This is a genomic window from Sphingomonas sp. JUb134, assembly GCF_004341505.2.
In the GTDB taxonomy this organism is placed as follows: Bacteria; Pseudomonadota; Alphaproteobacteria; order Sphingomonadales; family Sphingomonadaceae; genus Sphingomonas.
Genome location: NZ_SLYP02000001.1, coordinates 1,822,501 through 1,845,404, shown reverse-complemented (window position 1 = coordinate 1,845,404; position 22,904 = coordinate 1,822,501). Strand labels below are relative to the sequence as shown.

The 22,904-nt window shown below is 66.5% G+C and carries 11 protein-coding genes, 1 tRNA gene and 2 rRNA genes (1 of these 14 running past the window's edge); 3 read left to right on the top strand and 11 right to left on the bottom strand.

Annotated elements, in window-relative coordinates; all coding sequences use genetic code 11:
* Positions 1 to 204: 204 nt before the first annotated feature.
* The 3 genes from EDF69_RS08755 to EDF69_RS08745 are packed head-to-tail and all read right to left on the bottom strand — an operon-like array spanning position 205 to position 6,814.
* Positions 205 to 3,075, bottom strand: a complete 2,871-nt coding sequence (locus EDF69_RS08755) for a glycoside hydrolase family 31 protein (protein ID WP_132884448.1) — start codon at positions 3,073 to 3,075, stop codon at positions 205 to 207.
* Positions 3,076 to 3,110: 35 nt separating this feature from the next.
* Complete coding sequence (locus EDF69_RS08750) at positions 3,111 to 4,841, bottom strand: DUF5597 domain-containing protein (RefSeq protein ID WP_132884447.1); 1,731 nt, start codon at positions 4,839 to 4,841, stop codon at positions 3,111 to 3,113.
* Positions 4,727 to 6,814: a WD40/YVTN/BNR-like repeat-containing protein gene (locus tag EDF69_RS08745; RefSeq protein ID WP_339538090.1), complete on the bottom strand. Its 2,088-nt coding sequence runs from the start codon at positions 6,812 to 6,814 to the stop codon at positions 4,727 to 4,729. The genes EDF69_RS08750 and EDF69_RS08745 overlap by 115 nt, the downstream gene beginning before the upstream one ends.
* 517 nt (positions 6,815 to 7,331) lie before the next feature.
* Between EDF69_RS08745 and EDF69_RS08740 the strand changes: the two genes are divergently transcribed.
* The 3 genes from EDF69_RS08740 to EDF69_RS08730 are packed head-to-tail and all read left to right on the top strand — an operon-like array spanning position 7,332 to position 11,502.
* Positions 7,332 to 9,746 carry a glycoside hydrolase family 3 protein gene (locus tag EDF69_RS08740; RefSeq protein WP_132884446.1) on the top strand — a complete coding sequence of 805 codons (2,415 nt, stop codon included), beginning with the start codon at positions 7,332 to 7,334 and terminating at the stop codon, positions 9,744 to 9,746.
* The gene (locus EDF69_RS08735; RefSeq protein ID WP_132884445.1) at positions 9,746 to 10,711 is read left to right on the top strand and encodes an alpha/beta hydrolase; all 966 of its coding nucleotides are present in this window, start codon (positions 9,746 to 9,748) and stop codon (positions 10,709 to 10,711) included. Before EDF69_RS08740 ends, EDF69_RS08735 begins: the two co-directional genes overlap by 1 nt.
* The gene (locus EDF69_RS08730; RefSeq protein ID WP_132884444.1) at positions 10,708 to 11,502 is read left to right on the top strand and encodes a GDSL-type esterase/lipase family protein; all 795 of its coding nucleotides are present in this window, start codon (positions 10,708 to 10,710) and stop codon (positions 11,500 to 11,502) included. Before EDF69_RS08735 ends, EDF69_RS08730 begins: the two co-directional genes overlap by 4 nt.
* Before the next feature lie 43 nt (positions 11,503 to 11,545).
* Here EDF69_RS08730 and EDF69_RS08725 read toward each other — a convergent pair whose 3' ends face one another.
* From EDF69_RS08725 to EDF69_RS08690, 8 genes are all read right to left on the bottom strand, one after another.
* A complete protein-coding gene (locus tag EDF69_RS08725; protein WP_132884443.1) occupies positions 11,546 to 13,180 on the bottom strand; it encodes a family 43 glycosylhydrolase in 1,635 nt (544 codons plus the stop codon).
* A gap of 19 nt (positions 13,181 to 13,199) precedes the next feature.
* A complete protein-coding gene (locus EDF69_RS08720) occupies positions 13,200 to 14,774 on the bottom strand; it encodes a GH39 family glycosyl hydrolase (protein WP_132884442.1) in 1,575 nt (524 codons plus the stop codon).
* A 20-nt stretch (positions 14,775 to 14,794) separates the two neighbouring features.
* Positions 14,795 to 16,306: a tryptophan halogenase family protein gene (locus EDF69_RS08715; protein ID WP_132884441.1), complete on the bottom strand. Its 1,512-nt coding sequence runs from the start codon at positions 16,304 to 16,306 to the stop codon at positions 14,795 to 14,797.
* Complete coding sequence (locus EDF69_RS08710) at positions 16,303 to 17,859, bottom strand: tryptophan halogenase family protein (protein WP_132884440.1); 1,557 nt, start codon at positions 17,857 to 17,859, stop codon at positions 16,303 to 16,305. Before EDF69_RS08710 ends, EDF69_RS08715 begins: the two co-directional genes overlap by 4 nt.
* A 58-nt stretch (positions 17,860 to 17,917) precedes the next feature.
* A complete protein-coding gene (locus EDF69_RS08705) occupies positions 17,918 to 21,028 on the bottom strand; it encodes a TonB-dependent receptor (RefSeq protein ID WP_165890083.1) in 3,111 nt (1,036 codons plus the stop codon).
* Positions 21,029 to 21,572: 544 nt separating this feature from the next.
* Positions 21,573 to 21,649, bottom strand: a tRNA-Met gene (locus EDF69_RS08700).
* Positions 21,650 to 21,697: 48 nt separating this feature from the next.
* Positions 21,698 to 21,812 (bottom strand): 5S ribosomal RNA (gene rrf / locus EDF69_RS08695).
* Positions 21,813 to 21,909: 97 nt separating this feature from the next.
* Positions 21,910 to 22,904 (bottom strand): 23S ribosomal RNA (locus EDF69_RS08690) (it continues 1,799 nt past the right edge of the window).

Genomic DNA, 22,904 nt, shown 5'->3' with positions numbered 1-22,904 from the left:
CTACGGCTACGATCCAAAAGCAGTCGGTCCGCTTCCCACCACTTGTGGACATTCCGCTCCTCTCCAGTTCTGCTGAGGAGGGGAACCTAGCGTAGCATGGTGGAGGGGAGGCCGCGGCGTGGCGCTTGTGGCTCCGCCCCTCCACCACCGCCTCTGGCGGCGGTCCCCCTCCCCATCAAAGATGGGGAGGATTGGGTTGCCGAATTACTTCCGCGGGATCGTGAGGGCGCGGCCGGTGTACGTCACCTGCGCGTCATACGCGTCGGTATCGGTCACCGGCTTGCCTTCGCTCACCCAGCGAATGCGGATCGCGCGGCTGGCGGGCATACCGGTCCAGCCCTTCCCTTCGCGTGCGCCGAGCGTCACCGCGCCGGTGCGCTCGTCGTAGCGGATGGGGATACGGCTGAACGCGCCTTGCTTGTACGCGGTGCTGGTGCCGTCGTCCTCGTAGAGCGAGAAGCTGCCATCGGCGCCCGTATACACCGTGATCGTCAGCGGGGCGCTACGATCCTGATTGGTATATTGCATCACCGGCCCCATCGGCACGATGGCGCCGGCGCGGACGAACAGCGGCATGCGCTCCGCCGGCGCCGCGACGGTCGCCGTCTGGCCGCCGCGATAGGTCTGGCCCGAGGAGAAATCGTACCAGATGCCCGTGCCGGGGAAATACACCTGCCGGCTGCGCGCCTTGTATTCGACGACGGGCGCGACAAGGAATGCATCGCCGAAGAGATACTCGTCGGCGAGATCCCGCGCGACCTTGTCCTGCGGGAAGTCGGCTGCGAGCGCCCGCATGATGCTGCCGTCCTTCATGTAGGTGTCGGCGCCCACCGTGTAGATATACGGCATCAGGCGGTAGCGAAGCTGGTCGTACCAGACCATCGACTGCCGCATCGGCGAGCCTTCCGGGCTGATCTCGTAGATCTCGCGATACGGAAATTCGCCATGGCTGCGAAACAGCGGACTGAACGCGCCGAACTGGAACCAGCGCAGGTTGAGTTCACGCCATTCGTCGAGATCCGCCGGCTTCGGCGTCTTGGTGGCGTAGCGATCCTCCAGCGCGAAGCCGCCGATGTCGTGCGTCCAGTTGGGGATGCCCGACATGGAGGCGTTCACGCCTGCCGAGATCTGCGCCTTCAGGTCGAACCAGCGGCTGGCGATGTCGCCGGACCAAATCGCCGAGCTGTAGCGCTGCAAGCCGCCGAAGCCCGAGCGGGTGAGCAGGAACGGGCGCACGTCCGGCTTGAACGAGGTCCAGCCGTCGTAGAACGCCTTGGCGTTCATCAGCGGGAAGCTGTTGAAATACTGCGTCGCCGGTCCGATGGCGTTCGGCCCCATCGTCTTGATGCGCTCTTCGATCGAGAGGTTGGAATGCATGTCCGGCTCGCTGGCATCCGCCCACCAGGCGTCGGTGCCGAGCTTCGCCAGCCGCTCCTCGATCTGCTTCCAGAAGAGGCGGCGACCTTCCGGCGAATAGGGATCGTAGAAGGTGCTGGCATAGCCGGAGCCGACCCAGTCCTTGTTCCCCATTTCCAGGTTGCCCTTGTACACCGCACCGGCGGCCTCGAGCTCCTTGTAGGTGTCGGTGGTCGGATAGAATTTCGGCCAGACCGAGATCATGAAGCGCGCGTGGTCGGCGTGCACCGTGTCGATCATCTTCTTCGGATCGGCGAAGCGCGTCGCATCGAAGCGGTGGCTGCCCCAATCGTCGTCGCGCCAATAGCGCCAGTCGAGCACGATGTTGTCGAGCGGGATCTTGAGCTCGCGGTACTTGGCGACGACGCCGGTCACCTCGTCCTGCGTGTCGTACCGCTGGCGCGACTGCCAGAAGCCGTACGCCCACTTAGGCATCATCTCGGACTTGCCGGTCAACTGGCGATAGCCGGCGATCGCGCCGTCGATGCTGCCGCCCGGGATGAACCAGTAATTCTTGGCCTGCCCCACTTCGCTGGTGAACCAGATCGAGTTGCGGTCCTGCACGGGTAGCGGATCGCTGTGCAGCAGCGCCATGTAGCCGGCGTTGGGCTCCCATTCGATGCGGACGTTGGCGGCCTTGCCGGCGGTCATCGGCACGTCGAAATTGGCGTACCAAGGGTTCCAGTTCTGCCGCCAGCGGTTCAGCACTTCCTTGCCGTCGACGAAGACCTTGAAATAGCTCGATCCGTAGAGCTGGAAGCGGTGGGTGCCGGTGCTGGTCGGCATCACGTCGCCGGTCCAGATCACCGTCTGCTTCTGCACAGCATTGCCGGCGGTGTTCTGTCCGCCCGTCGCCGCCTCGGTCTTCGCCTTGGCCGCCTCGGGCCAGTTGGCCTGATCCTTGATGTACTGGTAGTTGATCGTCGCTTCCTGGCGGGTCACCACGGGCTTGCCGTCCAAGAAATACTCGGCCTTCCAGCCCGGCTTGCCACCGGACGAGACCTTCATCCCCTCGCCTACGAACTGGTAGGGCTTGGGATTGCCGAAGCGGGTGATCGAGTTGTTGTCCCACAACAGGCCGTAGCCCTTGGTGGAGACCAGGAACGGCACGCCGATGTCCATGTTGTGCTGCGCGAGTTCGACGTCCTCGCCCAGATTGTCCATGTAGGCATTCTGGTGCTGGCCGAGGCCGTAGACACCCTCGTCGGTGCCGCGGTTGAACTGCTGGGAGACGGTGACGAACGGCTTACCGTCGGCAGTGGTCCGGGCGAAGGTGGCGGCGCCCGCCTCGTTCAGCAGCACGTTGCCGGCCGCGTCGAGGAAGCGCACCTCGCCAGTCGCGAGCGCGATCTGTGCCGTCGACTTGGCGGCCGCGAGGGTGACGTAGCCACCCTGCTCCTGGACCGTGAACTTGCCGGCGGCGGGCGGACTGGGCGCCATCAGGCTGGGTACCAGCGGGCCGCTCGCCATGTCGCGCGGCGTGGCGACGACGTGGATGATGCCATCCCCATGCACCGTCACCTCGACGCGCGCGGACGGGCCGGACGCCGGCGTCACCGCCACGCCGCCGGCAATCTTCTGGAACGCGCCGCTCTGCGCCAGCGCAGGCGAGGCGATCGCGCTTCCGACCAACAGCGCCGAGACGAAAACCTTGCTCATAATCATAGCTATCTGCATCCCCTCTGGCCGCGCATTCAGCGCGCGCGGCCCGTCGTGATCTTCAATACCTGCGGCCGGTCGATCAGGTTGATTCCATAATCGGTCTGATCGCCGTTCCACACCCGCTTCATCACCCACTTGCCCTCGGCGAAGCTGCCTTCCTCGATCCGCAGCACCATGGCGCCAGGCGTCTCGGACTCGAAGCGGACGCGGACGTGATCGCCCACCAGCAGGAATTCGGTGTCGGACATCTGGGCCACCGCGAGGCCGCCGATCGGCTGCGACGCCCAGGGTGCCGGCTCGGACTTCAACCAGGTCCACTCCTTGTTGCCGAACTGCCACTCGCCCCAGCTGCCGGTGATCTTCCAGCCGCCCAGGACGGTGGAAACAGCGGCGCCGTCGTCGGGCTTGGCCGCGCCCCAGGTCGGGCGGGTGGCGGCGATCCGGGCCCAGTCGCGCATGATCGAACCCACCGCCCTGTACGGCAAGGCGAAGGCGTCGAGCGTCTCCTTGTCGAGCCGGTCGGAGCCGAGCGGGTAGTTGAAGTAACCGGTGTCGTCCATGCCGAAGGGCCCAAAGCCGATCCCGCCGAGGCCGATCGTCGGGTAGAAGAAGCGGGCGAACTCCTTCCCGTTGCCGATCTCCGGCACCATCAGCGCATTGTCGGGGCGCGCGTACTTGTCGAGATACTGGACAATGTTCTCGCTCTTGCGATCGTAGATGTCGGGCGCCTGGAAGTCGATTGCCGGGGCGGCGGCCTTCCAGATGTCGAGCACGTCCTGCTGCGGCCCGCCGCTCGCCACACCATCCGGGTCGGGCACGTTCGACGGCCCGGCGAGCGATGCGTTCACGTACATCGGCAGCGGCTTCACCTTCTTGCCCGCCACCGCCATCGCATTGACGTAGGAAGCGACATACCAGGTGTTGAAGGCGCGATCCGCCTGGGCGCCGAAAGCCTGCGACCAGGTCCCGGACTTTCCGGTTTTACGGGCAAGTGCGGCAGGGATCTGCTGCGCGAACAGGCGGTTGCCGGTGGGACCGAAGTCGCGCGGGTTGCGGTAGCTGCCCGTCTCATTCTGTGGCTGCACCAGGATGACGGTGTTCTGCTGGTCGTGATCCCGCAAATATTCCATGACCTTGACGAAGGCGCGCGTGTCCGCCGCCAAAGTCTGTTCGCCATGGGCGCTGAGCACGCCATGATCCTTGCCGTCGCGCGTCTTCATGCGCGGAAAGCGGCCGGGGTTCAGCTTCACCCAGTCGGGGGTGTAGGCGTAGCTAGTGTTCTTCCAGGTGCCAAACCAGAGCAGGACGATGCGCTTGTCGTGCGCGCGTGCCTGGTCGAGCAGCACCTGTAGGAACGAGAGGTCGAACTGCCCCTCGACCGGTTCGACCTGCTGCCAGGCGATCGGGATCTCGAGCGTGTTGGCGTTGATCCGGTCGAGCGTCGGCCACACCTCGGCGAGCATGGCGGGGTAGTTGCTGGAGTTGTTGGCCTGCGCCGCGAGCATCAGATAGGGCGCGCCGTCAACGATAAAGGCGTGGCGCCCGTTGCGGGTCTCCAGCCGCGGCAACTCGGTTGCCGGGCCGGCCTGTGCGGCTACGGTGGTGGCACTCGCGAGCGCGATAAGCGCCGTGCCTAGTTTGAAAACGTTCACTTCACCCCCTCTTTCGGATCGCCGTACAGGATCCCGCGTCCGTCGGTCGCCACATAGACCCGGCCGAACTGCCGCGGGTCGCCGCTCACCATGCGCAGGCGCAGACCCCATTGATGCGCATCGTCGTTGATACGTTGCCACCCCGCCCCGCCATCGAGCGAGCGGAACACGCCCTTCGTCGCCCCGAGCTGGCCGATGGCGTAGAGCGCGGGCCATTTCGCGCCAGGCGCTCCCTTGCCGAGGCCGTAGCGCGAAATGGCGATGCCGGTGGTGGCGCGTTCCCAACGCTCGCCGAAGTCGGTCGAGCGGTAGAGGTCGCTTCCAACCAGCAGCCACAAGGCCCCTGCCCGGCCTGGCGTCGCGACCAGCGGGTTGGCCGCCTCACGCCCAATCGCGCGGGCGCCGGACAGATCGACGGGAAGACCGGTGCTCGCGACGGGCTTGAAGGTGGCGCCGCCATCGTCGCTGCGCACCAGATGGTTCGCGGCAAAATCGAGGGCATAGAAACGGCGGGGATCGGCCTTGTCCGCGGTCACGCGGACGCGCGAGGGCAGGCCCTGGACCGCCAGCCAGGTCTTGCCGCGGTCGCGGGTCAGGATGGGTCGGGCAGTCTCCACCACGAAGGTGCCGCCGTCAGCCGAGACGGTGATCGCGGCGTTGCCGGTGCGTTCGGGTGGGGGCGCGCCGTCGGTGGATTCGCTTGGCGGAACGCGCAGCGGCTGCCAGTTCGTCCCGCCATCGCCGGACCAGGCAAGCGAGGTGTCCGGCACCACCGGCTTGTGCGTGTTGCCGCTGCGCACCAGCACCGCCGGCGCCTTGCCGGCGTAATCGAGCGAGTTGGTGTTGGTGAGAAACGGATTGAGGTGGACCCGCGGCGGCGAGACGGTGAGGTCGTCGTGGCGGAAACCGCCGAGATCGCCGAACCCGGAGACGAGGTGCGCGCCGCCCGTGGGGCTGAGGAGGGTGATCACCGCAGTCTGCTCGATTCCCTTGGTCCATGGCGCCCAGCGCATGGTGCCGGCTTGGTTGAAGCCGTTGGTGGCGTACATCGTCGCGCCGGTGACATACGCCGCGTGGTTCGCGTCGAACGGGTCGATCGCAAGCCCGGCGATCCAGTGACCGAAGTCGGCCTTCTTGTCGAAGTCGAGGAATGGCGTGGCGGACACGTCGCGCGTGCTGGTGCCCGAGAGTTCCTGCCACGTCCGCCCGGCATCCGCCGAGCGCCAAACCGTATCGCCACCCTGATAGCGGTTCACCGTGGCGACCGCGATGATGTTCGGATCGCTCGCCGCGACCGCCACGCCCATGTAGCCGCCGGGCACGGCCGCCGCCCCCTTAACCGGCGTCACGTCGTGCCAGGCTTTCTTGGCCGGATCGTACCGCCAGACTTCGCCGCGCTTGATGCCATTGGGCCCGATATAGTCACAGTAGGTGATGGTGAGGACGCCATCGCGGCCAACCGCCGCCTTGACCGGCAGGAGATCGGGGGATGGCCCTCCCGCGACAGCGTGCCAGTCGTTGCCGCCGTCGTCCGACCGGAACAGGTGCTGCGCGCCCGGGTCTGCGCTCGCCACATAGATGCGGCCGCGCCTGGCGCGATCGAACAGGACGAAGGAAAGTCCGCCGTGGGTCGTGCGCGGGCGAGCAGGCTTGCCGAGGCCCGGGAGCGGGAAGCTCACCACCTTCTGCCAGGTCGCTGCCGAATCGTCGCTGCGCCACAGGCCGTCGTGGCGCGAGCCGAAGAACAGGGTGGCGGGCGCGTTCGGATCGATCGCGAGCCGTTCGCCCATGCCGCGGCCGTCCTCGTTGCCGCCCATCGCGAACGGTACCGCCGTCTTGCGCCAGCTGACGCCGCGATCGGCGGAGCGAAAGATCGCCGCCGGCATCCGCGCGCTCATGCCTGCCGCCATGTAGACGACGTCCGGGTCCACCGGATCGGGGGCGATGCTCTCGATGCCCATGTAGCTGGGCTCGCTTTCGTCGTCCTGCAGCGGCAGCCAGCGCGCCTTGGCCGCATCCCAGCGATAGGCGCCGCCCATGTCCGTGCGCAGGTAAGCGAGCCTGCGCTCGACGGTGCTGAACACGATCCCGGGCGCAAAGCCCCCGCCGCCGACCGTGACGTTGCGCCACTCGTACGGAGAAGCCTGGGAAGCAGCGGGTCGAGCGCTGACGTGGACACCAGCGCACAGGGCGAGCGCGACCATGGCTGTTTGCATCAAGTGCATACGCGCCATCATCCCCCGCCTTCCCCACTTGGTTGTTCTTAGGCTCTTGCTGCCCTTGCTGCTGTCTATGGCATGCCGGATATCGCTAACACAACCGATGAACGGTCTGATTAAAGTGATAACGACCGACGGGAGTCACACTTGGACCGCTCATGCCCGTCTTCTGCGGTGTTGGTGACATGTCCGATGTGCAATGCGCCCGACGTCTTAGGAACGTCAGATTTCGTCAGGCTTCCCCTCCTCGCTTCGGGGATCATTCCTAGCGGGCAGCCATAGACGCGCGGGCGCATCTGATGCATCTGCAAAGCAGCAAGTGTAGATAGCGGTATCAGACCTGTGCTCTTGTTGAGAGCGGGCAAAGCCGGAGAGGAATGGAATGCGTCGCGTGGGCTATTGGGCGGTCGCCGCCCTGATGGGGATGGTGGCAAGCGGAACGGCAGCACAGGTCGCCGATCCGGCACGCTGGCCCGAGGCGAAGAGCCCGGCCGCGCTGGTGGACGCCAAGACCGAGGCGAAGATCACGGCACTGCTCGCCAAGCTCTCCCTCGAAGAAAAGATCGGTCAGATGATCCAGGCGGACACCGCCTCGATCACGCCAGAGGACCTGCGCACCTATCCGCTCGGCTCGATCCTGGCGGGCGGCAGCTCGCCGCCGATTGGCGCTCCCGATCGCTCCCCCGCGGCCCCCTGGGTCGCGACGTCGCGTGCGTTCAATGCGGTCGCGCTGGAGCAGCGGCCAGGGCACGTCGCCATCCCGCTGATGTTCGGCATCGATGCGGTACACGGCAACAACAACGTGGTCGGCGCGACGATCTTTCCGCACAACAGCGCGTTGGGCGCGATGCGGGACCCGGCGCTGATCCGCCGCATCGGCGAAGCGACCGCAGCCGAGACGGCGGCAGCAGGCATCGACTGGGCATTCGGCCCGACGCTGGCGGTGCCCCAGGACGATCGCTGGGGCCGCGCCTATGAGGGCTATTCGGAAGATCCCGCAGTCGTCGCCTCCTATGCTGGCGCAATGGTCGAGGGGCTGCAGGGCAAGCCCGCGAACTGGGGCATTCAAAAGGGGCATGTTTCGGCCAGCGTGAAGCACTTCCTGGGCGACGGCGGCACCAAGGACGGCATCGACCAGGGCGACACCCAGGTCGACGAGGCGACCCTTATCGCGACCCACAATGCCGGCTATCCGGCGGCGGTGAACGCCGGCACCATGACGGTGATGGCCAGCTTCTCGAGCTGGAACGGCACCAAGATGCACGGCAACAAGTCGCTGCTGACGGACGTGCTGAAGGGGCGCATGGGCTTCGACGGGTTCGTCGTCGGCGACTGGAACGGCCATGGCCAGATCCAGGGCTGCACCAACGAGAACTGCCCCGCGACCTTCAACGCGGGCCTCGACATGGCGATGGCGCCGGACAGCTGGAAGGGCCTCTACACCACCACCCTCGCCGCGGCGAAGGCGGGGACCATCCCGATGGCGCGCATCGACGATGCGGTGCGTCGCATCCTGCGCGTGAAGATGAAGCTGGGGCTGTTCGACGCGCCGCGCCCCTATGAAAGCCGTCCGCAGGTGATCGGATCGGCCGAGCACCGCGCGGTGGCGCGCGAGGCGGTGGCGAAGAGCCTCGTGCTGCTCAAGAACAATGGTGTGCTGCCGGTGAAGGCGGGCGCCAACATCCTCGTCGCCGGTGAAGCGGCAGACGACATCGGCCGCCAGTCGGGCGGCTGGACGCTCTCGTGGCAGGGCGACGGCAACACCAACGCCGACTTCCCCGGCGCAACCTCGATCTACGCCGGGATCGCAGCCGCGGCCAAGGCCGGCAGCGGCACCGCGACGCTTTCGGCGGACGGCAGCTTCACCACCAAGCCCGATGTCGCGATCGTGGTGTTCGGCGAGCAGCCCTATGCCGAGATGCGCGGCGACGTTCGCTCGCTGGAGTTCGAGGCGGGCGACAAGCAGGCGCTGGCGCTGCTTAAGAAGCTGAAGGCCGCCGGCGTGCCGACGGTGTCGGTGTTCCTGTCGGGCCGCCCGATGTGGGTGAACCCGGAGCTCAACCAGTCGGATGCGTTCGTGGCCGCCTGGTTCCCGGGATCGGAAGGCGCCGGCGTCGCCGACGTGCTGGTCGGCGGCAAGAAGGACTTCACCGGCAAGCTCGCCTTCAGCTGGCCCAAGACGGCCGCGCAGTTCGTGTTGAACCGCGGCGCGCCCGGCTACGACCCGCTGTTCCCGTTCGGCTATGGCCTGAGCTACGCCAAGGGGGGCACGGTGCCCGCGCTGAGCGAGGTCGCCGGCATCGACGCCAGCCTCGCCAACACCAGCCTGTTCTTTGCGCGCGGCCGGGTGCCGGCGCCCTTCCAGCTGTCGCTCGATCCCGCGATCGGCCGAGCGGCGGTCGACAGCGCCACCGCCCAGGAGGGTGCGGTGCAACTGACTTGGAAGAACAAGGGGACGGCGCAGATCTCCGGCCCGGAGCTCGCCCTCACGCGTGAAACCAACGGCGACCTGAACCTGCAGGTCACCTATCGCCTAGACAAGGCGCCGACCGGTGCGATCGGGCTGGCGCTGGGCGGCGGCCGGGTGGATATCGCTTCGACGCTCGACAGGAGCGCCGGCTGGCATGTGCTGCGTGTACCGTTGAAGTGCTTCCGCGCTGCCGGCGCGACGGTGGACAAGGTCTCGACCCCGTTCGCGCTCGACGCCTCCGCGCCCTTCTCCGTCGCAATTTCGGACATCCGGCTCGCGACCGATCCTGCGGGCGCGGTGTGCCCCGCAGGCGGCGAGGCGAAGTGATGACGCCGTCGCGTCGCGAGGTACTCGCAGCGGCCGCCGTCCTCCCCTTCGTCGGCGCAACGGCGCATGCCGCGCCGATCGCCTGGGGGGAGACGATCCAGCTGTGGCCCGGCAAGGCGCCGGGCACCCCCGCCCGCCTGCCGGTGGGCAAGGTCGCGCAACAGTCCAAGGACCCGGGCTTCAACGATCGCTGGCTGACCGGCATCGACCGGGCAACGCTGATGGTGCGGCGTGCGCCCTCGCCCAACGGCACGGCGGTGCTGCTGGTGCCGGGCGGGGGCTACGGCTTCCTCGCGATCGACAACGAGGGTGAGGAACAGGCGCGCTGGCTCAACGCGCGCGGCGTCACCTGCTTCATCCTGAGCTATCGCCTGCCGGGCGAAGGCTGGGCCGATCGCGCGCTGGTGCCCTTGCAGGATGCGCAGCGGGCGATGCGCGTGATCCGGGCGCGTGCGGCGACCTATGGAGTCGATCCCAAGCGCGTGGCGGCGCTCGGCTTCTCGGCCGGCGGGCATCTCGCCGGCAGTCTAGCGACGCGGCACGACGAGCGGACTTATGCACCGGTCGACGCTGCCGACCAGCAGTCGGCCCGGCCCGACCTTGCCGGGCTGATCTATCCGGTGGTCAGCCTCTCGGCGCCCTTCACCCACGGCGGATCGCGGGACTCGCTGCTCGGGCAGAACGCGGACGAAGCGCTGCGGCGGACCGCCTCGGTCGAGACGCGCGTCACCGCCACCACGCCGCCGATCTTCCTGGCGCATGCCAGCGACGACGGGCTGGTGCCGATCGCCAACAGCATTGCTCTGTACCAGGCGATGCTCGACCAGCAGCGCGAGACCGAGTTCCACGGCTTCGACAAGGGCGGCCACGGCTTTGGCGTTCGCCTTCCCAAGACGGTGCCGGCGGCCGCCTGGCCCGACCTGTTCGCCGCCTATGCCCGGCGACTGGGCGTGCTGCCGGCATGAAGCGGATCGCGCTGCTGCTTGCCGGCGCGGTGCTGCTCGTTGCCGCCGACGAACCGCATTATCAGAGCAGCCCCGAGCGCCGCACCGTCACCGAGACGCGCGACTGGGGACCATGGGGCGGGCCATTCCGCGAGAAGCTGGTCCCTTCGCTGATGCAGGACTTTGGCGAGCGCTATCTCTACGCCCCGGCCAACGCCGCAATGCCCCCGCCGGCGCGCGGCGAGCAGCGGGTCGTTTTCCTGGGCGATTCGATCACCGATGGCTGGGACCTTGCCAAGGCCTTTCCCAGCAAACCCTACGTCAATCGCGGCATCGGTGCGCAGGTGACGGCGCAGATGCTGGTGCGCTTCGAACAGGATGTCGTGGCGCTGCGCCCTGCTGCCGTGGTGATCCTGGGCGGCACCAACGACGTGTCCGGCTTCCTGCAAATTGAGACACCCGAGACGATCCTCGCGAACATCACCGCCATGGCCGACATCGCCGACGCGCGGGGCATCCGCGTCGTGTTGGGGGCGCTGCTGCCGGTGAACGACTATGGCAAGGATCGCGGGTACATGACCAAGGAGCGTCCGCCGGCGACCCTGCGCGCGATCAACGACGGATTGCGCGCGCTGGCGGCGGCGCGGGGCTACGCCTTTGCCGACTATGCGGCACCGCTGGCGGACGCGCGCGGCATGCTGGCCGAGGCCTATACCGGCGACGGCCTGCATCCGAACGCGGCCGGCTATGCGCGAATGGCCCCCGTCGCACGCAAGGCCATCGCCGAGGCACTGGCACGTCCGCCGCGCTGAAGCGGCATCGGCACCCCGCCTCCAGCGAGGGGGTGCCGCCGGATCACGGACGGACGCTGTCGCTTACCCCCTGCAACGCGCGATAGGTCAGATTGCGGAACCTCGCCTTGCCCTCGCCCGCCGCGTAGAGGCCGGGTCGCAAGCTGAGGAAGCCGTCCGCGACATTGTGGTTGTAGCCGGCGACTTCGAACGAGCGCTCCTTGGTCCAGCGCTTCCCGTCGCGGCTGTAGTAGAAGGTGACGACATTCTCGTCGTTCACCAGCCGCAGGTGCAGGCGGCGCGTGTCGATCGGCGCGCCGGCGGGCCAGCGTTCCTCCTGGCCGATGCGATAGGCGTGGAGCTTCTCCGGCCCGACGCCGAGGCCGCAGAACAGCTTCTCGTTGTAGAACAGGATCAGGCCGGCCTGGGTTGCGCCATCCAGCTCCAGCTCTACTCGCACCTCGTAGGAGCGGTCGCCGGCCACGAACAGCAGTGGCGAGGCATCCGCCGGACCGGTCCCCTGCCCCGTCAGCGTCAGCGCGCCGCCGGCGATGCGCGCGCGATCGAGATAGCCCGGACGCGGTGCCCAGAAGGTCAGCTTGTTCCCGATCGCGTCCGGGCCGAAGCCCGACAGCGGCTGTCCGTGGGCGCCGCCCGCGCCGCCCGGTTTGGGCAGCGGCCGCGACAGGTCGCCCCCCGTGGCGCGCGGCCAGCCGTCGGCGGTCCATTGGATCGGCTCCAGCAGCATCTGGCGGCCCAGCGTGCGCAGGCCGTTCTCATAGCCGTGGTAGACCAGCCACCAGTTGCCGTTCGGCCCCTCGATCGCGGTCGCATGGCCGCGCGACCACCAGGGCTCCTCGCGACTGACGGTGCGCACGACCGGGTTGTGCGGGCAATTCTCCCAGGGGCCGTCGATCGAACGTGATCGGGCGACCACCACCATGTGGCTGGTCGGCGGGCCGGCGGTGCCGCCCTGGCCGGAGAACATGTAGAACCAGCCGTCCTTGCGCGTGATCTTCGGCCCTTCGAGCGCAAAACCTTCGATGATCCAGTTCTCGGGGATCGGCCAGCCCCCGTACACATGCTCGACCTTGCCGACCGCCGAGAGGCCATCGTCGCTCAGCTGCACCCGGTTGCCGCCGTTGAAGAACAGGTAGCGCTTGCCGTCCTCACCCACCGCATGGCCCGGATCGATGAGGCCATCGATCCGCATGTCGATCGGGTCGCTCCAAGGCCCCTTCATGCTGGGTGCGTGGATGACATAGGTCTTGAGGGCGCGGCCCGGGTCGTTGTCGTCCAAGACGGGGATGTAGATGAAGTAGCGGCCGCCGTGCTTCGCGATGTCGAGCGCCCAGACGTTGCCGATCGGCGCGTTCAGCGCGGCGGTCACCGGCGTCCAGTTCACCAGGTCGCGCGAATGCCAGATCGGCACGCCCGGATAGTAGAGGAACGACGAGAAGGCGGCATAATAGTCGTCCCCGTCCTTCAGCACGTTCGGGTCGGGCCGATCGCCGGCCAGCACCGGATTGAGGTAGGTGCCATTGCCGAGATCGGCCCGGCGCTGCCCCTCGACAGTGCCCCCCCAGCGCGCGCGCGTGGAGGAAGGCGCAGCCTTGGCCGTCACCAGAGCCCCGCCCGGCAGCGTCGCGCCAGCCGAAGCGAGCGCCAACAGGAAAGTTTCGCGGCGGTTCACGGTCATGTTGCTCTCTCGCTGAACGCTATTGCTGCGCGGCGCCGGCCGCCTCGACCGACACGAGCACCACGTCGTTGCTGCGCATCTTCACCGTCATCGCGTGCCGGCCGTCGCGTCCGACCTGCACGGTCGTCTGCTTCTCGGGCAGATCGCGCGTCAACGTCTGCAGCTCGGCAAGCTGTGCGGCGCTCAGATCCTTGGGGGAGCCCATCTCCAGGTAGCGGGTGTGCGCGTCGTTCACCTTGAAGCCGACGCGCCGAACCGCGACCCGATAGCGACCCGGCTGGAGGCCGGCGAAGCGCAATTCGGCGGGCTGGTCCGGCTTGGCTGGCAGCACCTTGGTGAAGAACGGGCGGTTGCTCACCTTCTGCTCCGGCTGGCGCCATGCCCAGAGCACGACGTTGGTCTTGCCACCTTCGGTAGCCCCCAGCGCCTCGGTGTCGCCGGTGGCAATCTCCCTGCCCTTCACCGCGTTCAGATATTTGTACGCGAACCATGCCGGCTTGCGGATGCCTTCGCGGTTCATCAGGCCGAAACCTCCGTGGAAGGGCGTGGGCGGCGGGCCGGCTTCCTCGAACAGGTCGCTATACGCCCAGTAGCTCATGCCCTGGGCGATGCCGCGGGTGGCGCGCAACTTGGTCAGGATGAATGGACCGCTCACGTAGCTGTCGTGCACCGGGTCGCGTGGATTATAGCTGGCGCTCCACTCGGTGAAATAGAGCGGCATGCCGCGATACTGCGTGGCGTCGATCTGCGCGCGAACCTTGCGCACGTCGCCGACGACCGAATCCGGGTTCGTCGACAACTTGTTGTCGTCCTGCCCCTTCTCGTCGAGGAACCCGCCGTCCACGCCATAGGTGTGGGTGGTTACGAAATCGATCGGGATGTTGCGCGAGGCGGTGAGCGCGAGCAGCTCGGGCACCCAGGCCGCGCCTGCCGTCGCCGGGCCGCCGACGCGCAGCGCGGGATCGATCGCCTTGATCGTCCGCGCGCTCGACTCATAGAGTTCGAAATAGACCTTCTGGTCGGCCTTTTCCCAGAAGCCGTCGAGATTGGGCTCGTTCCAGACCTCGAAGAACCAGCTGCGCACCTCGTCCTCGCCATAACGTTCGCGGACATGGCGCACGAAGGCGTCGACCAGCGCCGCCCACGCCTTGGGCTCCGGGTGCGAGGTGTTGCCCTTCCAGTAGAACAAGGTCTGCTTGGACGTCGCCATGGCGGTGGGCGTAAAACCGAGTTCGACGAACGGCTTGATGCGCCGGGCGAGCAAGGCGTCGATCAGCTGGTCGAGCCTGGTCCAGTCGTACACCGTTTTGCCGTTCACGACCTTCACGGTGCCGAGATCGTCGTGGAAGATCGCGTGGAAGCGGATGTAGCGGAAGCCGAGCTCGTCCACCGTCGTCTTGAGCTGCGCCAGGCTGTCATCGCGGATCAGCGTGCCGGCGTAATCCGCGCCGACCGACAGGTCGAACGCCCGGTCGATCGGGGCACCGGCCTTGCTGACATCGACGCTGATCTGGCGGGACTGCGCCGCCGCCGGTGAGGCGGCGAGTGCCAGTGCCGCGACGGCGACCCCGGCATGACGGAGGGCGAAGGTCATGATGGGTCTCTCCAACTGAATCATGCCGCGCAGTGACGGGCGATGAACTGGTCGTGGGCGGGCATGGCCGCGGCGGTCTGGCCGATGACCGTGCGCAGGTGGTGCAGGAAGCGTCGCGTCTCCTGGACGGGCAGCGTCGCGACCAGCGGGTCAACGGACGCGGGCGCGCCCGCCTGGCCCATCAGCACCGCGATCCAGCTGTCCTCGGTGAAGAGGCTGCCCGCCTCGGGCAGCACGCGGCCGCGAGCGCGCCAGAGCTCGAGTTTGTACGCCAGGCTGTCCGGCGGCGGCGTGGTGCGACAATGGCGCCAGAAGTCCGAATCGTCGCGCTCCGTGGCGTGATAGTGGAGGATCAGGAAGTCCCGGACCTGCTCATACTCGGCCCGGGCAAGCCGGTTATAGGCCTCCCGCTCGACCGGGGCATGACCATTGTCGGGAAACAGGCTGATCAGACGGGTAATGCCGGACTGGATCAGGTGGATGCTGGTCGATTCCAGCGGCTCCAGGAACCCGCCCGCCAGCCCGATCGCGATGCAATTGCGCTCCCACAGGCGCTCCCGCATGCCGGCGACGAAGCGCAGCGGGCGCGGCTCGGCAGCAGGCGCGCCGTCAAGTCCCTGGAGCAGCGTGTCGGCGGCCTCCGCGTCGCTGGCAAAGGCGCTGGCATAGACATGGCCATTGCCGGTGCGGTGCTGGAGCGGGATACGCCAGCGCCAGCCCGCCCGCTCCGCCGTCGCGCGGGTATACGGTAGCAGCGGGCCCGCAGAAGCGCTCGGCACCGCCAGCGCCCGGTCGCAAGGGAGCCAGCGCTGCCAGCTGGTGAAGGGAACGCCCAGCGCTTCGCCGAGCAGCAGCGACCGGAAGCCGCTGCAATCCACGAACAGATCGCCTTCGATCCGGCGCCCGTCCGCAAGCTGCACCGCGCGGATGAAGCCGTCTTCCGGCGCGAGATCAATCTGGGCGACCCGCCCCTCGACCCGCACGACGCCTCCCCGCTCGGCGATGCCGCGCAGGAAGCGGGCATAGAGCGCGGCGTCGAAGTGAAAGGCGTAGCGCAAAGACGAAAGCACCGCGGCCGGATCGCCGCTCGGCCGGGTGAACCGCGCCATCCGTGCCGCCACCGACGCCAGGCAGTAATCGTGCAACGATCCGGTGTCCGCGATCGGTGGGTCCACCCGCGCCTGCCGGAGCCAGAGCTGGTGGAACTTGATCCCTTGGACGTCCCGGCCGAACGTGCCGAACGGGTGGAGGTACCGCTCCCCGCGGCGCGCCCAGTCGACGAACTCAATGCCCAGCTTGAACGTCGCCCCGGTCGCGCGAACGAAGGCGTCCTCGTCGATGCCGAGGAAGCGGTTGAAATCCAGGAGCGGCGGGATCGTCGCCTCGCCCACGCCGACGGTGCCGATCTCCTCGGATTCGACCAGCGTCACCGACGTGCCCGCCGCCGTCAGCCGCGCGAGCACCGCGGCGGTCATCCACCCGGCCGCCCCGCCGCCCACGATGACGACCCGGTCGAGCGGCTTCGCCGTCATCTCGCGACGCCCTGCGGGGGGCCGAAGCTGCGTGTGCGGGCGTAGTCGATCAGCTGGCGGTTGCTCGGCAGGTTGGCGATCGCGAACGCCGCCTGCCGCTCCACCTCCGCAAAGGCGCGGCGCGCGTCCTCGACGTAGCGGTAGGCACCGGCGCGGGCGGACAGATCGGTCTTCCAGCCCATGCCGTACAGGACATATTGCCAGCTCGCCTCGGTGAAGATGTCGACGTTCGTGTCGATGTCGATCTCGGTCGGCGGGCGGAAGCGCCAGCGGTCGAGCAGGTCGTGCAGGCTGTCCGGGATCGAGGATGCGGCGACATTGTCGCGCCAGAACTCGGAATCGCGGCGCTCCGAGATGCAGTAATGCAGCTTGATGAAATCGCGCGCACGTTCGTAGCGCTGGAGCATGTTGGCGTTGAACTGGCGCGCCGACGTCTCGTGGTCGCCGCCCCAGGGGAACAGGTTGGCAACCAGGCCCGCGGCCACTTCCGAAAAGACGATGCCGGTCGCCTCCAGCGGCTCGAAGAAGCCGCTCGACAGGCCGATGGCGACGCAGTTCTTGTGCCAGTTGGTCTCGCGATAGCCCGCCTCGAAGCGGATCTTGCGGACCTCCTGGTCACCGCCGACGTCGCCGACATAGGCGCGCAACAGCTCCTCGGCGCGCGTGTCATCGGTGTGGGCGGAGGAAAAGACATGGCCGATGCCGCGACGGCGATCGAGGCCGATGTCCCACATCCAGCCCGCCTCCTGCGCGGTTGCGAGCGTGTAGGAGACGATGGGCTCGCGTTCGTCCCGGTACGGCACCTGGATTGCCAGTGCACTGTCGCAGAATAGCACGTCGCGGCGCGACCGGTACGGCTGGCCGAGCGCCTTACCGATCAGCTCGGCGCGGAAGCCGGTGCAGTCGATGTAGAGATCGGCGTCAAGACGGCCGTTGGCTTCGGTGTCGACGCCGGCGATCGCGCCGTCCTCGCCGACATGGACCTGCGTCACGCGATCCATCAGGTGGGTGACGCCATTCTCCACCGCCTTGTCCCGCAACAGCCCGGCCAGCGCGACGGCGTCGAAGTGGAAGGCATAGTTCAACGGCGCCACGTAATCGGGGTGGCTCGGCAGCTTGGGCGCACGGTGCGCATCCGCCGCCTTCTTCTGCGGGCTGCACACCTCGTCCCAGTTCGCCTCGCCCCCGTGGCCCAGCAGCCAATAGGGCAGCAGATCCAGGCCGTTGTCCGCCTGGGCCAGCTGGAACGGGTGGGTGTAATGATCCGGGCCGGGCGCCCCGGGCGTGAAGCGCCAGTGCGCGAACTTGGCGCCCTGCTTGAAGCTCGCACCGCACTTGCGGACGAGGTCGACCTCGCTGATGCCGATCGTCTTCAGCGTCCGGCGAATGGTGGGAAAGGTCCCCTCGCCTACCCCGAGGATGCCGATTTCCGGCGACTCCACCAGCGTGATGGCGGCCCCGCCGGGCAGGTCGGTGCTCAGCCGCTTGGCGAGGTAGCCCGCGGTAAGCCAGCCGGCCGTACCGCCGCCGACGATCAGCAAGCGTTTGCGCATGGCGCCCCTCTATCGCAGCAGGAGTGGCGCCGGGGTGTATCCCGGCGCCACCACTAGGTCAGAACACCAGGCTGATGCTGGTTGCGATGCGGCGATCGCTCTGGAACCAGCTGCGGCCGACCAGCTTGCCGCCGGGATAGCCGCCCATCAGCGTGCGCTGGGTGGCGTTGGTGAGGTTCTGCCCCTGGATCCCAAACGAGAAGTTGTCGTTCACCTTGAAGCGGATGCCCGCGTCGAGCTGGCCATAGGAGTCGCTGTACGTCGGCAGCGCGATCTGCGTGCCCGCATCCGGTCCGGTCGCACCGGTGGTCGGATTGTAGATCACGCCCGGCGCGCTGTAGAACGCGTAGGTCGGGTTGGTGCCGGACGCATTGGTCGACTGCAGGTACTTCGACCGCCAGGTATAGGCGATACGCAGCGAGAACGGATCCTTTTCGTACAGGAAGGTCGCGTTCACATTGTGCTTCGACAGGCCGGCCAGCGGCGCATCATTGTGGATCGCGCCGTTGATGTCGCGATAGACGTCACCCGGGTTCTTGCTGTCGATGAACGTGTAGTTCGCCTCGACACCGATGCCGGAGAGCCAACCGGGCAGCATGTCGAAGAAATACCGTCCGCCGACTTCGATGCCCTTGATCTCTGCCGCCTCGTCCGAGTTGCGGTAGATGCTTGCGGACGCCGTCGTGTCGATGCTGGTACCGTCTTGGAACACCACATTGACCGGCACCTGCGTCAGCGAAAACACCGCCGTGTCGAGCAACCGCTTGTAGAACGGCGCAATGTGGAAGCTGCGGCCGTTCGGACCGTAATATTCCAGCGACAGATCGAAGTTGTGCGCCGTGGTCGGCTTGAGCGTCGGATCCCCACTCTCAAAGGTGAAGTTGGTGAAAATGCCGGGCTGGCCCGACACGGGGTTGGTCGAGGTCGCCACGCCCAGCGTGCCCGAGGAACGCAGCGCGGTGAAGCTCTGGTTGTCCAAGGTGATGTTGTAGCCGCCGCGGAGCTTGACCGTGTCGGCCAGCGCATATTCGAGGTTCACCGACGGCAGCACCCGGGTGAACTTCGCGCCATCGGACACGACATTCGCTTCCTGGGCCAGCGTCACGGTCTGGCCGGCGCTGTTGATGAACGTGACGACGTTCTGCTGGAAATAGCCGCTGCTGTTGTTGTCGATGTGCACCAGACGCGCGCCGACGTTACCGGAGAAGGCACCGCCTTCCCGTCCGAACCGCGCCAGTGCGTAGCCGGCCCAGGTCTCGGTGCGGTATTCGGTCAGATCGTCCGGCAGGACGAACCCGACCGGGCGAATACCGCTCTGGCCGCCATAGCCGGTGGTCGGCAGCTGGCCCGAAGCCGAGCAGTTGTTCCATAGCGGCGGCGTGGTCACCGCATTCGGGTTTTCCGGCGTGGGAGCCGGCACGAACTGCGGACCGCAGAAGCCGGCCGGCGGCGAATGGGTGAGCTCTTCGCGATCCAGGCGGCTGACCAGATCATAGGACGGGAACAGCAGTTCGCCGGGAATGACCGCGTCGCCACGGAAGAAGTTCTTGAAGGTGTGCCGCTCGATGTCACCCGGCGCCGCATTGGCGAAGGTGAGCTGCGGATCGCCATTCCAGCCGCGGCCGAGTGCCGCCCAGTTGTAGCCGTTGTTGTAGTCGCGCTCGGTCCGCTCCGACCAGCGGGCGCCAGCCTTCACCGAACGGAAGAAGCTGTCGTCGAAGCTGTACTCGAGGTCGAGGTTCGCGGAGTCGAGCCGCCCCTTGTTGTTCTCGTTGTGCGGCATCGACGCCGACCAGAGATAGTTCGACGGATCGTTAAAGATCGCCTGCGACCCTGCGGGCACGCTGACGACCGGCAGATCGCCCGAAAGGTCGAAGCCGAAGCTGGTCGGGAAGTTGAGGTCGCGGAACACGTCGAGGCGGTTGAGCTCATTGGTAGACTCAACGCGCTGGATCGCACCCTTGATCGACAGCGGGCTGTCGGCCGGGGTGAACTGCGCGGCCAGCGAATAGTCGCGGGTGACGGTTTCGCTATCCCAGACGCCCTTGTTGCCGCCGCTGACGATCGAGCCGCCGCTCGGCAGGAAGGTGCTCTGGTCGCGCACGAACACCGACGGGCTGGAAACCAGCAGGCCGTTCTCGTCGAACTGCGATTCGGACGGGTTCACCGCCAGCACCTGCGACGCGACCTGCGCGCCATAGTCGCTCGACAGGTTCTCGTAGCGCGACTGGAAGAACGTGCCCGTCAGGGTGAAGGCGTCCGACGGCGACCACTGGACAGCGCCGTAGATGCCGGTGCGATCACGCTGGAAACGCTCGTCGCCGTACGCATAGCCGCCCGGGACGTAGTAATCGTCCCCTTCCAGGCGGGTGCGGAAATAGGGCTCGACGCGGAAGAACTGCGACAGCTGGGTGAAGCGGCTGCGCGCCACATCGACCATGACACCGATGTCGCCGATGCCCGTCTGAAAGTTCTTCGAGACAAGGATAGACCCGGCGTAGTCGGCATTCTGCGCCAGGTCGCCCAGGCTGAGCTCGCCGGTCGCCGCGATGTGGAGGTCCTGGTCGCGATAGTCGAACGGCAGACGCGTGCGCAGGTCGATCTGGCCACCGGTGCCGCCCTCGATCAGGTCCGCGGTCGACGCCTTGTAGACGTCCACGGCGCTCATCAGTTCGGGCGTGACGTCGCCCCACAGCAGCGCACGACCGCCGTTTGCGCTGAAGATCTCGCGGCCGTTGAGGCGCGAAGCCACGCCCGACAGACCGCGCACCTGCACGCCCGAACCCTGTGCGGAGAAGTGATCGGGATCGTTCAACGCCGAGAAGCGGACGATCGACACGCCCGAGACGCGCTGCAACACTTCGGTGATCGAATTGTCGGGCAGCTTGCCCGCGTCGTCCGCCACGACGGAGTCGACGATGGTCTCGCTGCGGCGCTTGCGGTCGTCCGCGGCCTCCAGCGCGGCGCGACGGCCGGTCACCACGATCTCATCACCGCCAGCGGCTTCCGCCTCCGGCCCAGCAGCCTGCTGAGTCGCGTCGGGCGTATCCTGCTGAACCTGTGCCCAGGCCGGCAGTGCCGACCCCACCGCGGCCAGTGCCACCGCGGAGGCGCCCATCCGAAGCGCCGCTGCCTGCACCGAGCGTGAACGATGCCAGCGAGAAATCATTGCAAAAGTCCTCCCCATGCCAGTGGCTGCCACCGCTTACCGGGCGGCTCTCCACGGTAGCGCTCCCATTATCGGGCGTTGATTAATAAGCCAACTAGAATTCACGTAGATGTCACAGATTGATTTCGGCCGCACGACAAATCTGCCGATGCGTTACCCAGGCGGAGGTTCTCTCGCTCGTCCAATGGCTACCGGTGCCACTAACGCCACTCCGATTCACATCTGGCAGCACAGGAAGTCGCGTAGCCTGACCAGGCGCTTAAGACGAAGCAGCAGCTCCCCGAGGATCCTTCGCGAAGTCGCCACCACCGCCGGACGCCCGACCGGCCGAGGTACCCGGAGATCCAGGGCGCTCCTGTCTTCCAGAAGCCCTCTTCGCGCCCCGACGGAGGCCGGGTCCAGTTGGGTGAGCGCGCTGCATGGCGCTGGCTCGGCTGAGGAGTCGTGCGGGGCCCGGCGCGACCGCATCGGCGGTGAGGCCATTTCGAGTGCCCCAGACGCACGAAAGCCCGCGAGGTCGTTAGACCAAGCGGGCTTTGGTGTGTGGTTGCGGGGACAGGATTTGAACCTGTGACCTTCAGGTTATGAGCCTGACGAGCTACCGGGCTGCTCCACCCCGCGCCAGGGTGCATTGCATTGTGAATGGGTTGTGTGTGCACGGGCTTCAATGCCTGGCGACGACCTACTCTTCCATCGCTTGAGCGATAGTACCATTGGCGCGGTCTGGTTTCACGGCCGAGTTCGGGATGGGATCGGGTGGGTCACAGACGCTATAGCCACCAAGCAATGAAGCCGGTGCACACAAGTTTTTCAAATCGATGTTAAGGCTGAGGGTACATCCACATCTTGGACAACCAGGGTTGTCGTTGATGGTGGGACTCTTCAAGCGCGAATAGGACAATTAGTATCGGTTAGCTACACGCGTTACCGCGCTTCCACATCCGATCTATCAAGGTCGTGGTCTCCGACCGTCCTAAGAAATCTTATCTCGAGGGAGGCTTCCCGCTTAGATGCTTTCAGCGGTTATCCCGTCCGTACATAGCTACCCTGCTGCGCCGTTGGCACGACGACAGGTACACCAGAGGTACGTTCAACCCGGTCCTCTCGTACTAGGGTCAACTCCTCTCAAATTTCGACGCCCACGGCAGATAGGGACCAAACTGTCTCGCGACGTTCTGAACCCAGCTCACGTACCACTTTAATTGGCGAACAGCCAAACCCTTGGGACCTGCTCCAGCCCCAGGATGTGATGAGCCGACATCGAGGTGCCAAACAACCCCGTCGATATGAGCTCTTGGGGGTTATCAGCCTGTTATCCCCGGCGTACCTTTTATCCGTTGAGCGATGGCCCTTCCACGAGGGACCACCGGATCACTATGACCGACTTTCGTCTCTGCTCGACTTGTCAGTCTCGCAGTCAGGCTGGCTTATGCCATTGCACTCTAACAGTCGGTTTCCAACCGACCTGAGCCAACCTTCGCGCGCCTCCGTTACTCTTTAGGAGGCGACCGCCCCAGTCAAACTACCCGCCACAGAGGGTCCCTGAACCAGTTTCATGGTTCGAGGTTAGACAGTAAACAACAACAGGGTGGTATTTCACTTGATGGCTCCACACCAGCTGGCGCCGGTGCTTCAAAGCCTCCCACCTATTCTACACAGTTCTTGTCCACTGCCACTCTGAAGCTGCAGTAAAGGTGCACGGGGTCTTTCCGTCTAACCGCGGGTACTCCGCATCTTCACGGAGAATTCAATTTCGCTGAGCATGTCCTGGAGACAGTGGGGAAGTCGTTACGCCATTCGTGCAGGTCGGAACTTACCCGACAAGGAATTTCGCTACCTTAGGACCGTTATAGTTACGGCCGCCGTTTACCTGGGC